We start from the raw sequence: 14,241 nt of genomic DNA on the forward strand, positions 1-14,241 counted from the left end.
GCTTTTTATTTATTATAACAATGATTATTAAAGACTTATATAACCAAGCTTAATCATTCTTTCAAATACAAGATAGGCAACAACAGTGTACCCCGCTTCATTAAAATGTACATTTCCATCAGTGTTATTCACTGTAAATTCAGCAGGTGTAATTCCCTTATCCAGCTTCTTTTGTATAACAGCTAACTGCGCATCACTATACCCCGAAAAATAACCACGTGCAGTGGAAATCTTTAGCGCTCTACTGTACCAGTCGCTACTAAGATCAATAAAACTATCTCCAAATTCCTTGTGCATCCTTTTTAAATAGTTTTTCTTCCTTTCTGCTGAAGTTTTTCCTTTCACAAAGTTTTTTCTGTCGTATATCTTAAGATGTGGACCAACAATAATACATTTATTACCATTTACTGCAGCTCCATTTTTTAGCATTGCTACATAATCATCTATATTTATATCTTCACTGTCATTTGAACCTGCAAAAATGATATTTAAATCATTATTACTTGTTCCTGTAAGTTTAATAACCGAACCTGCTTTTACTTTTTCGCTAGCATCCCTTGCATCTTTATACAAAAATGTATTCCATTTATTTCCAGGTACAGCTTCTGTTACAGCTTTATACTGTCTATTATTAATCAAGATAGGATTAACATCAGTATTTGTATATTTAAAGGAAATAGTTTTCTTTGTTTTATCATCAAATACTGCTGTTATCTTGTTATCAATTGACTGTGATTTCAGTTTGCCATCGAACACAAAATCTTCGTTAGCATATAATGTTGCTCCGCCTAATCTTGATATAATGGTGGCAGTATTCTCCCCACCATGCCCAGCGTTCTCTACAACGGCATTTACGCCATTCTCATTCAAGAAGGTATATAAAATAGATGGATAACTAGAACCACCCAATATCGCTTTATGTGCATCCTTCATACCATAGCCTTCAGTCAAGGAATCCCCAGTACACTTTATTGTGATTTTGGTACTATCCTTTGCTGAAACATAGTCAGATCCAAACACACCAGCACATACTACAATCATCGTAGACGCTAGTAATAATTTTTTCTTTATGCAACATCTTGTCTTACGATTTATCATTTTTATTCCCCTTTTATTGTCTTACCTGTCCCTTTGTCTTTAACTTATAAATAATCTGAGCAGCTATTCTCTTCATTTCATCCTTTATGCTACCATTACCATATTTTTTTATAGCTGCTTTAAAACCATTAGTCTCATACTCATTCCAGAACGCATCATAATTAGGATTCTTTTCCGATGGAGCTTTCATATTAGGCTGAATATACTTATTACAATCTGTCTCAATCAGCTCCATATTAGAAGTATCAATAGAGCCAAAGAACTCTAATCCTTTTTCAGTATTAACCTGGAAGTATGATATACCATATCCATCGTTATTGATGTTTTCATTTATAGGATGATAACAATCTCCTAATGTTATATCTGCAACACGCTTTACATTTGCATACTTGCAATTAAAACAAGATGGTTTAATTATCAAATTCTTGAAAAAGTGATGATAGAAAAAGTCTTGGCTAGTTGATGCAGAAATGAACCTTTTGCCATTATCAAAATCAACTATAATATTCTGCAATTTATGAGGGGATGGTTTTCCTCTAAAATTGAACTTAACAATTTTTGCCCTATTCTTTCTTTCAAGTGCCTTTTTATAATCTGCGAAGAATGTAGGACTTGCTACACCATGACAAATAAAATCTTGAGTAATTAATTTATCCATATTGCAATTCTTCTTTGTCAAATAGTTAATTAAACCAGATACCTGACATGCAGTACCTGAAAAATAAACCCACTTGCCTGATTTTAAGTCATCAAGAACGTGACTAAATGCATCGCCAACATTACTCTGAATATATTTAGATCCACAGAATTTCTTTGCTTCTTTGATATCACTGGCGCGTCCATGTTCAACCATTATAGCCGAATTATACTGAGCACCATACACGGTTCCCTCTCGCTTAATAATTTCCTGGGCTAAAGACAAAAACACTCCACCTGAAGAACTATTCATTCTAATAGCATCTTCATTCTTTGCTAAATATGTATGTTGAGGTTGATTATAATTTATGCCCTCAATATTCATTTCTGGACAGGTCTTTTGACATAACTTGCAATTAATACATTTATCAGAATCAATAGAAGGAACAAAAAATCCTTTTTTTGTTTCTTTCATTTCTATAGCATGAACCGGACATGCCGAATAACAAGCAGTACACCCTGTACATTTATTCTCATCTAATAATTCCATAAAGACTCCTATCTAAAACTATTAATATGATGATATCACATAATAATTCCAATATAATACAAAAGGCTTCAAGATTCGTAAAGTCTTAAAGCCTTTTAATACTATTATTTAACTTTAATAAACTTGCTCACTAAGAGCTTAAATTCGTCGGTTCTAAAGTATCTAAGGAAATATACCACATTTATTATGCTTACACAAATAATTGCTTTAACAATCCAAATTCCAATAGAACTTCCATCTAATCTTGACATTGGAATGTAACACAATGCAATACAAATAAATAAAACAAAAGTATTGAATAAGTAATCCATAAAGTATTTTGATGGACTTACGTTAAATACCTTCTTAAATAAGATTTGAGGCTCATACCAGAAGTAAGTTGAAATCTTTGAAATAGATGTAGCAAAAAGAATTCCTGCAACTCCTAGTAATTTTCCTAAAATAATAGATAAGATAAGGTTTAAAAGGGCTGTAACAAACATGATGTATCTAATCTGCTTATACATTCCTGTACCCTCTCTAAAGGTCCATACAGGACGCATACATGTAGAGAAGAAAACGTTTATTACGATGGCAATAACTGCAAGATTGTCAAGCTGATACTCTGCACCAACCCAAATACCAATGAATTCCTGCATCAGGAATAATAATCCGATAGATACATTACCGCAAATCCAGAAACTGGTCATTTGCATTGTTCTGAAGGTAGAATATCTCTTTTCAGAACCGCTTGTAGCAACTAAGTTACCAACACTAGCAGTTAATGAATTAAATAAAAGAGCGATTAATGTCTCTAAAGTATTTGTAATTGTAAAATAGTTCGAATATAAACCTACAAAAATTGTACCTACAATAACTGATATTAAAACGTTATCAGTTCCATTTAACAAGCTCCATGCAATCTTGTATAAGAAAACTGAAGAAATATCTCCAAAGAGGTTTTTCTTTTCATCTTCTTCAAGTTTCTGAGTCTTATCCAAGAACTTATACTGCTTGTCAGTGATAAGAGAAACAATAATATTCTGAACTGCAATAGCAACTACATCCAATAAGATGTATACAAAGTAACTTCTGAATAACCATACAACTAAAAGCTGTAATACAATTTTTGAGAAGTTAACAACAATCTCAAGTCTGTTAATAACGTATGTCTTCTGATCAGCTCTAAGCAATGAAGACTTGTAAACTAACAAATATGAAACAGTGTTTTTAAATACAAATACCAAGTAATAGATATATAGATGTGGAATTGTCGCATCCATATTTACTAAGTACTTAAGGAACGGAACAAGTCCAACACCAATAACCGTAACTCCAAGTGCAATCAACCTGTAAATATGCTTAAAATAATTCAATAAGGCTGATATCTTTCGAGTATCGTTCTCTGCGATTGGCTTGTAGAGACTTACGTTCATGGCAATACCAATTCCCAGGTCTGCCATACTTAACAATGTTAATACGTTACTAAATAATCCGTTTATACCTAAGTAATGAATACCAATATAAACGATAAAAAGTTTTCTACTTAGAAAAGTAAGTACTAATAATGCAATCTTATTACTTATGGCTGTAATAGCATTCTTACCAGCACTTTTTGTTCTTGATTCACTATTTAATCCCATATTATTCTCCAAGAGCTAAGCTGTTTTTTTCAAGGAAAGCGCGAATCGCTGTTTTTGTAGAGCAAATATATTCATCACGATTGATAGTTGACTCTCCATGATTAATCTCATGAACTAATCTTTCAAATACAGCCTTAGCATCAAACTCTTTTTCGAAATAGTTATCTTTACATCCTGTTGCTTCACCAAACATTACCTGTTTCTGATTCCAAACCAAACTAATGCAAGGAACAGCATAACTATATCCTATGATACTTGAGTGTAATCTTGTAACTACCATTCCTTCAAATGAAGATATCTGTGATATCAACTGCTCTAATGTCTTTGGTCTTTCTAACAACAAGTTGCTTGGAATATTATATTGCTTCATGATAGCTCTAGCAAAAGCATCATCCGCTGGAAGTCCATTGGTAAAGAAATAACAGTCATATCCATTTTCTTTAATCAGGCTATATAACTTTGCCCAGAATTCAGCAACATACTCATCTGATATAGCATTTTCATAGTCTTGGAACAATCCTCTTCGACCTATTCCCAAACCTATACGCTTTGCAACTTTTCCATTATTTTTATAAAGGCCATTTATTGAGCATGCTGGATCTGCCACACGAGCAACAGCAATATTATCATTAACAACATAAGAGCTCTTAAGTAACTCTAAATCGTCACGTGTAGTTATAGCCTGTACACATTTTTGATTAATTGCAGCCTTTAACTGCTGACATAAAGCATCCTTTTCGCCGTAGCCTTCTACGCCAACTGCTGATAACATAACAGGTATATTAAGCTTCTCAGCATAATTTAATACAGTAATCATTGGCTCTGCAATTATCTGATGCTTATATTTTATTAATCCCCCTCCAACAAAAATTATAGCCCTTGTATCTTTGCAAATTGAAGGAAGCTGCTCCTCTATTTTTTTGCATATATCATTTGCTGTAAGATTTGATGGATGAATCTTATTAAGGATTTTTGTTACAATCTTATTATGTGATTTTGGTTGACCTGTTCTTCCATACAAATCGATAGCCCTAATCTCATAATTAGGGCCGACGATATCTTCAACCATTTTTTTTGTACTGTAATATATTGCTTGATCTCCTAAATTTGAATCATAAATCAAGCCAACAAGTAAAATATTATCCACGATTAATTCTCTTTCTCTATTTTCTGAGCAGTCATAAAATCTATCAGCTGATTAAACATATCTGATAAACCTGTCACTGGTTTCCATCCAAGTGACTGTAACTTAGAAGTATCTAAATTCATATGCAATACAGGCGCATATCCAAATTTAGATTCGTCCTCAATTTCAATATTTACAGATATATCATGTGATGAGATTTTAGTAACTAATTCAGCCATTTCATATATACTGCAGTATGAATCCTCATTAGCTGCATTATATGCCTCGCCATTCTCACCCTTTAACAACGCAGTAAGGATAGCTGTAACTGCATCACCAGTATAAAGGTAATTACGCTTAGTCTCACCCTTTGTGTGTAATACAATATCCTTTGCCTCGATTGCACATCTAGCAAATTCTGCAAATACTCTACCATCATTGTAGTTTACACCTGGGCCAAAAGTCTGAGTCAATCTAAGCACCTTTACAGGCACACCATACTCTGCACAATAACATGCACATAATGATTCACACATTCTCTTGCTCTCAGGATAAGAGTTACGAGGTGACATTGTATTTAAGTCTGTTGAGTGTGACTCATCAATCTTTTCGTCTGTAAGTGGAGCACCATATACTTCCATTGTTGAAAGATATACCATACCACTAACATTCTTTTCCTTTGCCACATTAAGGATATTCTCTGTACCCTTTAATGCTGTATAAATTGTCTCAACAGGCTCATCTTTAAAGGCCTTGCTTGATGTCTGGCTAGCACAATGAATAATATAGTCTACATCACCTGAAATGCTAATCTCGTCGCACACATCACCAATTGAGTATTCAACATTGTCTCCGAATAATGCCTCTGCCTTAGCCTTATTTCTAACAACAGCGATAATCTCAATAGGCTTACTCATTGATTTATTAATCTCAATAAGTGTTAAGACAAGGTTGCTACCAATAAGACCAGTCGCACCTGTGATAGCCACTCTTTTACCCTTTAATAAATCAATGTATCCACTTTTATCTCCAAGGATATAATTAGCATAATCCTTAATTGTCTTTTGGAATATCTCTTTTGAAGACACTTTTATAACCTCCATTATCAACTAGTCATCTAAGCCATAAATCTGCGCATCTTCCTTAACCTGAAGAATGGCTCTCATAGTATAGAAATCATCAGGAGTTGTAATCTTGATGTTTTCATATGGGCCATCAATCATGTGAAGGTCATATCCGTAATGCTGCATCATAGTACATGAATCGATAAATGAATCAATCCCCTCTTCAAGAGCTTTTCTGTGTGACCCAATAATCTCATCAAGCCAGAAACTCTGTGGAGCCTTAGCAACTCTTGAATGAGCTCGATCTGGAACAAGAAGAATTTTTCCTTCGTCGTCAATCTCAACAATAGTTTCCTTAACAATACCGCTAGTAATAGAAGAACCATACTTCTTAACTGCTTCGATATTATCACTAAGTAACTTTGAGTTAATTAATGGACGAACACCATCATGAATAAGTACAACTGACTTTTCACCGTTTGCAACTTCTTCAGCAGCACAAAGACCATTGTAAATTGAAAGCTGACCAGTAGCTCCTCCTGGAACAACCTTAACAACCTTATTAAGTCTATACTTGTAAACTAAATCATTAAAGAAATCAATCCATTCCTTAACGCATACAACTACAACTGCATCAATATCATCGTTGTTCTCAAAAAATTCGATTGTGTGAACGATAATAGGTTTGTTGTAAATGTCCAGGAACTGCTTTGGACGCTCCTTACTATGCATTCTACTACCTACACCACCGGCAAATATCAATCCAATATTCATCATTTATTCCTCTCTTAATACAATTATTTTACGTATACATCAAACTCATGAGGAGCTACACGCTTCTCAACTGGAGGCAACTCCATATAGTTACCGTACATCTGTGTCAAATACTGATCATAGCCCTTAGGAGCCATAAACATTTTTCCTTCAAAAGGAAGCTCTATAGTTGTCTCAAATGTCCAACGTTCAATGATTTCCTTCTCGCATCTTAAACCAAAGGTACTTCCGATATATTCAGACTTGTAAAAATCATTCTTCTGAAGATTCATTATAAGATCCTTATACATCTTTTCTCTCCCCTTGAGTATATAAAGAACTTTACATAAAGCTGTTTTAAACTTTAACTCAGACCAAGGAAGGAATGTTCTACCAATTCTACATCCGCTATCACATGCCTTTCTAATAAGCATCTTGGCATTGTCCTTGTTGTCTCCATATCCATCGATTGGGAAGATATCTATAAATAAACCACCCTGAGACTTGTCACCTTTTTTAATAACAGTCTTAGTGTTTTCAATTTTCGCAAATGGTAAAGGATAATTGGTACCATCTCCTATTTGTGTTAAAGATAAAAATCCAAACTTTTCTGGATGATTCTTACCTAAAGACATTAATTTCTCGTAATCTGGTCTAGGCATAGACAAATCAACATCGTCATCCCAAGGAATAAATCCTTTGTGTCTAATAGCACCAAGTAAGGTACCACCAGCAAGGAAATAAGTAAGACCTTCTTCCTTACAAAGTTTGTCAAACTGTTCCATCATCTCTAATTGGATATTGTGTAGTTCATTAATATCTTCAAGCTTTCTCATTAATTCTCCTCTTTTCTAGAGCCGATGCCCAAATAAGTGCCATTACTGATATGAAAATCTTGTTGTAAGAAATTTCAATAGTACTGATAAATGTTAAAACATAAATAAATAAAATTAGTGGATAGACCCTGTCTCTATTCTCTTCAGTCTTATAGTTATAAGCAATTGAATATATAAAAATACCAACAAGACCTGCTGTTCCAACAATTCCAATTTGTGATATCCAATCTATCAATCCATTCTGTGAATTAGCATATCCAGTGAAGAACATATACACTTCATAAGTAGAGGCATATCCATATCCGAACCATAGTTTCTGAAGCAAAATAAACGGTACCCAAATATAAATATCTACTCTACCAGTAAGAGTTAAACTTCTTCCTAATAGCTCAGTTACTATTTTCTGAACCACTCCTGAATTTAACAACAAACTATATGTAATAACAAATGATCCGCATAACAGAAGTACTACTGTATAAACCTTCGGATTTTCATATAATACCTTGTATCTTGATAAAAATAAGTAAAATATAAAGAATGCTGCTGTTCCAACAATTCCTGTTGCACAAGAAACCTTTAAACTTATAACTACCATAAATACACTAAATAGTGATACTTCGAGTAGCTTTAATCTGTTCTTTCTACGATTGTATAAATATATGGCCAAAAACAATAAATGTATATATACGACTACGAATTTTGAACCCAAGAAATATATTTTATCGCGAGGTCCAATTGCAAATGCTAATGCATCATTCGCTGCAATTACCAGAACTAATAAAACTTCATAATACTTTAATATCTTATCTATTAAGCCTCTAGAGCCAATAATTCCTAGTAAAAGGAATGTTTCTATAACAGAAATACTAAACTCTATAGCAGAACTTAAAATATTAAAATCAGCATAATCGTATCGCTGAACATAAGAAGTGTATATAGTGACTGCAGATGTTAACAATATGCAAGCCCATAGTTTCCAATTATCCTTTATAAAATCAATCCTAGGAATTTGGAACACTAAATATATGCCAACTATTACAAAAATTACATCTCTCATTTTTCTGTAATTAGGGACATAATTCAAGTTGACAAACATTGCCATAAACATAAGAATCGCAATTACATATATAAAATCAGGTTTAATGTACTTTTTCATATTACTTCCTATTAAACATGTCTGCTGCTAATCTTAAGAATAAGATATACTACATCAACAAACTTAAGACGCATAAACAATAACTGAACACTCTTACCAAACCTTTTAAAGTTGAATCCACCATACTTCAGTGCTTTACGACATTCAGGAGATGAGATAGATGATAATAGTTTCTTACGCTTTGTAATGAAGTTCATGTTATCATCCTTGATTATCATTTTAAGAGCTGCAATCAAGAATGAACTGTATAAGAAACAAATACACTCTTCAATTAACTCTCCATATTTGTAAAGCTCAACTTTTTTTAGTGATTCTCGAAGGAAATGGTTAATTTTATCTATTCTATCTTCTCTGAATACATGAGTCAATGACGCTGCATTATCACAGTAGAAATAAAGTGCCTTTGTAACAATAGCAACTCTATCAACAACACTGTATAGAGTAAGAAGCGAATACACATCTTCTGCTATAATTTCTCTTTCTGATACAAACTTCCAATTTATGGAATCAATCTTAGCCTTGCTATACATGCAACACCATGCACTCATCCATAAACCTGAAACTGTCTTACCTTTGCTAGCAATTAATGCTGGAAGAACATCCTCGCGAACTTCATTTCCTGTATAAAGAACTTTGCTTGGCTGTGGAATATTGTTCTTATAAACATTTCCATTTCCATCTACTCTAGAGAAACCATATAAAACAATATCAGCATCATTTTCAATCTGCTTTGAAATACACTGTGCCACCAAATCTTTGCTTACAAAATCGTCACTATCTAAGAAAAATACAAACTCTCCTGTAGCGTGCTCAAGACCAGTGTTTCTTGCCTCACCCAAGCCTGCATTCTTTTTGTGAACAACTTTGATTCGGGAATCTTTTTTAGCCCACTCCTCACATTTTTGAGGGCAAGAATCAGTCGCACCATCATCAACCATTATAATTTCAATATTTCTATATGTTTGATTGATTACGCTTTCCATACATCTATCTAAATATTTTTCAACATTGTAGATAGGAAGTATAATCGAAACTAGTTTTTCCAAGCGAAAATCCTCCATTTATAATTCTATAATGCTAACGCTTTAATGTGTGCTTCACACATTCTTTCAATACTATAATCATGTCCCTTTTTAATGAGGAATCTTGAATATGTGCTATTTTCCGCTGCTAATAGCTTACAAATTCCATCATAAATTCCATCAACATCATTAGGATCATATAAGTATTGTGAATACTCTCCATTTAAGAACTCAACCGCTGCACCACTTCCATTAGTAGAAATGATTGGAGTACCAAATGAAGCAGCTTCATTTATTACAAGTCCCCAGCACTCCTGTCTTGATGGCAAAAGGAGTACTGCAGCTTTTCTATACTCTTCATTTAAATCTTCTTTTTGAAGGAATGGAATCACCTCAACATTTGGAACTTCATCAATATGAAGATCATTACAGAATTCTTCTGTTCTTTTTCCCATTCCTACAAATTTATAGTGAATATTGGAATCCTTTTTTGCAATCTGAACTGCAATATCCAATCCCTTATAATCAAAATACTGACCTATAACTAAAACGTATTTTTCACGAGTTTGCTGCAAGTTTTCATTTGCTGCCAATTCGTTTTCGTTGTATGAGCTAAAATAATATGGTATAACCTCTGCTTCTCCAACTATCTTTTTAATATGTTCAGCAGAAGCCTCTCCGGCCGCAAGATATTTATCAGCCCCATTAATAAAGAATCTTTTGATTTTATTCTTCATTCCTGTATCACCAATAAAAATCTCACCGTCAAAACTAAGTGTATATTTGATGCCCTTCATACGCATGTACAAAATAGCCAGAAGCTGGCTTGGACTATTGAAACAGCTAATAATTATTTCATCAAAACCTTTATTTATATACTTAATTATTCCGAGAGAAATGGAATTCTCATTCTTATAATTAATACCATCTAAATAAGCCTTTTGATACTTTGTATCAATACTCTTAGACCAAGCTTCATTTCTATTACCAGATTTTTGACGTTCATACAAAACAGTAAGATCTGATTTTTCAGCTAATTGATTAAAGAACTTGACTTTATATGGAACTTCTATATTAGTGATATAAAGTATTTTTTTCATAATCCTTCAAAATCCTCGTTCTGATTACATCGCTTTATTTATACAGTCTTTAATAAAGTCAAGCGCCTCTTTTTTCTGCTCATTTAAAGTTTTGTCTGCAACAGTATAATCAATCTCATTGTCTACAGACATAATGTTGTTCATATCTAAGTCTCTACCTGTAATACCCACTAACTCAAGCAACTCTTTAGAGCGGTTATTAACACTCTTACCATTATCTAATTCAATAGCAAATTTCTTCTTAAATAAGATAGAGAAAACTGTGCCATGGAATGAATTAGTTACAAAGTACTTAGAGTAATAAATCCAAGCTAAGAAATCCGCTGGTGAACAATTCTTAAAGAACTCAACACTCTTCTTAGCATTGATAACTTTACAACCTGTTGCCTCTGATAATTTATTAGCATAGTCTAATAAATCCTTAGGCTCTCTAATGTAATATACAAAAATATAATCTTCAGCAATTGGTCGCTTACCAACAACCTTTTCCCATTCCTCTTTACTTAATAAAAGAGTTGGGTCAACTACTACTTCTGAATCTTTTCCCGAGAATGACTTAACTAAGTTCTTACCGCTTTCCTCACGAACTGAAATACCGTTAAAATCATTTAACAATTCTTCATAATCGAACTTGTCATAATCAGGACGTTTCTCAAAACCAAAGCTTGCGGCATAAGAATTTTTCTTCTTTGAATCTTTTACGAAATCCAAGAAATAAGCCTCATCGCCATCAGTACAAGCATAATTCCATACCTGGTCACTTCCTGAAAAGAAGCAATCATAAACATCATCAGCCTGCTTAATATCCTTTGGTGTATATTCCTTTGATGAAAGTGAAATATACTTTTTAATAAATGAGTTAAATGCTTTATTCTTTCTAACACGGAAGATTAATTGGATAAATGACTTTATCCAATTATCTCCGTTAGTAAATCCTGCGAATGGAGAAACAACGCTTTCGATTTTCTCACACTTATAATCAACTATATCGCAGTCATGTCCCATATCTCTTATGGATTTGTTCAACGCATATGCCTGAAGAACTGCACCATAATTTACTGCTCTATGGAATGTTAATATTCCTATCTTCATTGTCTGTCCTCGTTACTACTTGCCTAACTGTGCTGCGATATCAGCATCTACAATTTCTTCACCAGTCTTATCCTTAAGCTGCTCCATAGAAGCTGCTGAAAGACCATTGTTAACTGTTGCACACATATCACATGTACTGCACTTATCAAGATCCTCCTTTGAAACCTTACCATCGCGAAGGTCACGAACGATCTTGTTCTCATACATGCTGTACTTCTTCTTTGTCCAGAACTTAGCCTTGTGACGGATTACCCACCAAAGTGGTACCCAGATGTACTTGTGCATTGCAGGTGAAACTGAACCAATCATCCAGCAATCACGGTCACAACATCTAACCTTTGAACGAACTGCCTCAGCCTCTGGAGAATTCCAAAGCTCATCCCAAGACTGGTTGTTAAGGTTACCCATAACCTCTTTATCCTTTGTACCATTACATGGCATTACATCACCGTAAGGATCGATGAAGAATGTATCAAATGACATATCACATGGAAGAAGTCTCTTCTGTCCATAGATGTAGTTGATAAGTCCGTGGTTGAAGTATGCTCTGAACCACTTCTTAGGGCTCTTGCTTGCAAGAAGCTCGTTAACAAGGTTCTCGAAGTTCTGAGCAACCATTGGACGATCCTTGATAATGTTCTTTGCCTCTACGAAATAGAAGCTGTTGTGAAGAGATGCTGTAGCGAACTCCATACCCATCTCATCTGAAAGCTTGTAAAGAGGTACAAGGTCAGGAGCGTTCTTATCCTGAACTGTCATACCAAATCCAACGTCTGTCATACCCATCTCGCGAAGCTTCTTAAGTGTCTGATATCCTCTCTGGAAACCATTCTCAAGACCACGAATCTCGTTGTTTGTCTGCTCAAGACCCTCGATTGAAATACGAATACCAATCTGTGGGAATTCCTTACATAAATCTACAATACGATCTGTAAAGAAACCGTTTGTAGAGATAACGATACGATCTGACTTCTTATAAAGCTCACGAACGATATCCTTGATATCTGTTCTGATGAAAGGCTCACCACCTGTGATGTTTGTGAAGTACATCTTAGGAAGCTTCTTGATTGTCTCAATTGAGATCTCTTCCTCAGGCTTTGATGGAGCCTTATATCTGTTACACATTGAACAACGTGCATTACATCTGTATGTTACAATTACAGTACCGTTTAATTTCTTCTCAGCCATTAGTTATTTCTCCTTTATTATTCCCATTAACTTATCAATAATTTTTTTACCAATGAAAGCAAAAATTATTGCTCCCACTAGTACTAAACAAAATGAAATAAAATAATTCATATAATCATTACCGGTTAATCTAAGCAAGTGTGCTTTCTCAACAACCCTGAATATAATCATATGACATAAATATACCTCAAAGCTTATGCCTCCTAAGAATCGTAGTGCAGAAGCGTTAAATACATTCTTTTCTCCTACGCTCATTCCGTAAAGCAAAGCAAAGATACCAAATACCAACATCACTATTGGGCCAGAGTATACAGCAAAATACACCACTGTAACTACCAATAATGCAAGAGCAAATAGAATACTTCCATGCTTAATTTTCTCAAGCTGTTCACGGTAAATGTATACCATTCCACCAGCCATAAAAAACATAAATGAATAAGCAATTGATGTTCTATCTGTATCAAAATATGTTCCACTCACATAGTTCATCAAAATCGAAACGATAAATGAAAACCATGCACGTTTCTTATCTGATAAAAGAAAAACCATAAACGGGAACATGATGTAAAAAACAAATACAGTTCCTAAGAACCAGCCAACGCCGATTACTTTAATATGTGCATTAGGAATTAACCCAAAACATAATGTAAGATTTGCAAACACCTCATATAATGAATTTAATGATGGCGACATCACAAAATCTAATAAACAAAGAGCTGCAAAAAAAGGCCAAATTTTCATATAGCGTTTCTTGTAGAAATCAGCTATATCCATCTGCTTATTCTTGATTCTCTCATAATATCCACAGCAGATACCAAAACCGCTGACAGTCATAAACAAGAAAACAAAATTAGCAAATGATGGAACCATTTTATCAAAGAAAAAGCCTGTTACTCCAAACTTTCCGTTGGTCATTACATGTATGAGAACAATGCCCACGCAAGCTAAAGCTCTGATTCCATCTAGGGCATCATAACGTTTTGTATTTGCCGACATGA

General features: G+C 34.0%; 13 protein-coding genes. All 13 read right to left on the minus strand.

From position 1 onward, the window contains the following. Positions 1 to 27: 27 nt before the first annotated feature. On the minus strand, positions 28 to 1,098 hold the full coding sequence (locus BLR54_RS11650; protein ID WP_090421280.1) for an SGNH/GDSL hydrolase family protein: 1,071 nt from the start codon (positions 1,096 to 1,098) through the stop codon (positions 28 to 30). A 13-nt stretch (positions 1,099 to 1,111) separates the two neighbouring features. Continuing rightward, on the minus strand, positions 1,112 to 2,284 hold the full coding sequence (locus BLR54_RS11655; protein ID WP_090421282.1) for a Coenzyme F420 hydrogenase/dehydrogenase, beta subunit C-terminal domain: 1,173 nt from the start codon (positions 2,282 to 2,284) through the stop codon (positions 1,112 to 1,114). Positions 2,285 to 2,388: 104 nt separating this feature from the next. Then, positions 2,389 to 3,906, minus strand: a complete 1,518-nt coding sequence (locus BLR54_RS11660; protein WP_090421284.1) for a lipopolysaccharide biosynthesis protein — start codon at positions 3,904 to 3,906, stop codon at positions 2,389 to 2,391. Between the two features lies 1 nt (position 3,907). Then, the gene (locus BLR54_RS11665; protein ID WP_090421286.1) at positions 3,908 to 5,053 is read right to left on the minus strand and encodes a polysaccharide pyruvyl transferase family protein; all 1,146 of its coding nucleotides are present in this window, start codon (positions 5,051 to 5,053) and stop codon (positions 3,908 to 3,910) included. A 2-nt stretch (positions 5,054 to 5,055) separates the two neighbouring features. Continuing rightward, positions 5,056 to 6,120, minus strand: a complete 1,065-nt coding sequence (locus BLR54_RS11670) for an NAD-dependent epimerase/dehydratase family protein (protein WP_242871242.1) — start codon at positions 6,118 to 6,120, stop codon at positions 5,056 to 5,058. 21 nt (positions 6,121 to 6,141) lie between these two features. Further along, positions 6,142 to 6,873: an IspD/TarI family cytidylyltransferase gene (locus BLR54_RS11675; RefSeq protein WP_242871243.1), complete on the minus strand. Its 732-nt coding sequence runs from the start codon at positions 6,871 to 6,873 to the stop codon at positions 6,142 to 6,144. A gap of 20 nt (positions 6,874 to 6,893) precedes the next feature. Beyond that, positions 6,894 to 7,685, minus strand: a complete 792-nt coding sequence (locus tag BLR54_RS11680) for a LicD family protein (protein WP_090421289.1) — start codon at positions 7,683 to 7,685, stop codon at positions 6,894 to 6,896. Beyond that, entirely contained in the window at positions 7,672 to 8,841 is a 1,170-nt protein-coding gene (locus tag BLR54_RS11685) for an O-antigen ligase family protein (RefSeq protein WP_090421291.1), read from the minus strand. The genes BLR54_RS11680 and BLR54_RS11685 overlap by 14 nt, the downstream gene beginning before the upstream one ends. A gap of 11 nt (positions 8,842 to 8,852) precedes the next feature. Next, positions 8,853 to 9,887 (minus strand): glycosyltransferase family 2 protein, encoded by a 1,035-nt coding sequence (locus BLR54_RS11690; RefSeq protein WP_176761938.1) that lies wholly within the window; start codon positions 9,885 to 9,887, stop codon positions 8,853 to 8,855. A gap of 23 nt (positions 9,888 to 9,910) precedes the next feature. Then, positions 9,911 to 10,963: a glycosyltransferase family 4 protein gene (locus BLR54_RS11695; protein WP_090421295.1), complete on the minus strand. Its 1,053-nt coding sequence runs from the start codon at positions 10,961 to 10,963 to the stop codon at positions 9,911 to 9,913. A gap of 24 nt (positions 10,964 to 10,987) precedes the next feature. Continuing rightward, a complete protein-coding gene (locus BLR54_RS11700; protein WP_090421297.1) occupies positions 10,988 to 12,055 on the minus strand; it encodes a polysaccharide pyruvyl transferase family protein in 1,068 nt (355 codons plus the stop codon). Positions 12,056 to 12,070: 15 nt separating this feature from the next. Then, complete coding sequence (locus BLR54_RS11705) at positions 12,071 to 13,243, minus strand: radical SAM protein (protein WP_090421298.1); 1,173 nt, start codon at positions 13,241 to 13,243, stop codon at positions 12,071 to 12,073. Between the two features lie 3 nt (positions 13,244 to 13,246). After that, positions 13,247 to 14,239 (minus strand): acyltransferase family protein, encoded by a 993-nt coding sequence (locus BLR54_RS11710; RefSeq protein WP_090421299.1) that lies wholly within the window; start codon positions 14,237 to 14,239, stop codon positions 13,247 to 13,249. Positions 14,240 to 14,241 lie beyond the last annotated feature (2 nt).

This window comes from Pseudobutyrivibrio sp. YE44 (assembly GCF_900104335.1).
GTDB lineage: Bacteria > Bacillota > Clostridia > Lachnospirales > Lachnospiraceae > Pseudobutyrivibrio.

What these genes read in the sequence shown, in the direction of transcription:
- BLR54_RS11650 (WP_090421280.1), bottom strand. Translation starts at nt 1,098, where the DNA reads ATGATAAATCGTAAGACAAGATGTTGCATAAAGAAAAAATTATTACTA.
- BLR54_RS11655 (WP_090421282.1), bottom strand. Translation starts at nt 2,284, where the DNA reads ATGGAATTATTAGATGAGAATAAATGTACAGGGTGTACTGCTTGTTAT.
- BLR54_RS11660 (WP_090421284.1), bottom strand. Translation starts at nt 3,906, where the DNA reads ATGGGATTAAATAGTGAATCAAGAACAAAAAGTGCTGGTAAGAATGCT.
- BLR54_RS11675 (WP_242871243.1), bottom strand. Translation starts at nt 6,873, where the DNA reads ATGATGAATATTGGATTGATATTTGCCGGTGGTGTAGGTAGTAGAATG.
- BLR54_RS11680 (WP_090421289.1), bottom strand. Translation starts at nt 7,685, where the DNA reads ATGAGAAAGCTTGAAGATATTAATGAACTACACAATATCCAATTAGAG.
- BLR54_RS11685 (WP_090421291.1), bottom strand. Translation starts at nt 8,841, where the DNA reads ATGAAAAAGTACATTAAACCTGATTTTATATATGTAATTGCGATTCTT.
- BLR54_RS11695 (WP_090421295.1), bottom strand. Translation starts at nt 10,963, where the DNA reads ATGAAAAAAATACTTTATATCACTAATATAGAAGTTCCATATAAAGTC.
- BLR54_RS11700 (WP_090421297.1), bottom strand. Translation starts at nt 12,055, where the DNA reads ATGAAGATAGGAATATTAACATTCCATAGAGCAGTAAATTATGGTGCA.
- BLR54_RS11705 (WP_090421298.1), bottom strand. Translation starts at nt 13,243, where the DNA reads ATGGCTGAGAAGAAATTAAACGGTACTGTAATTGTAACATACAGATGT.
- BLR54_RS11710 (WP_090421299.1), bottom strand. Translation starts at nt 14,239, where the DNA reads ATGTCGGCAAATACAAAACGTTATGATGCCCTAGATGGAATCAGAGCT.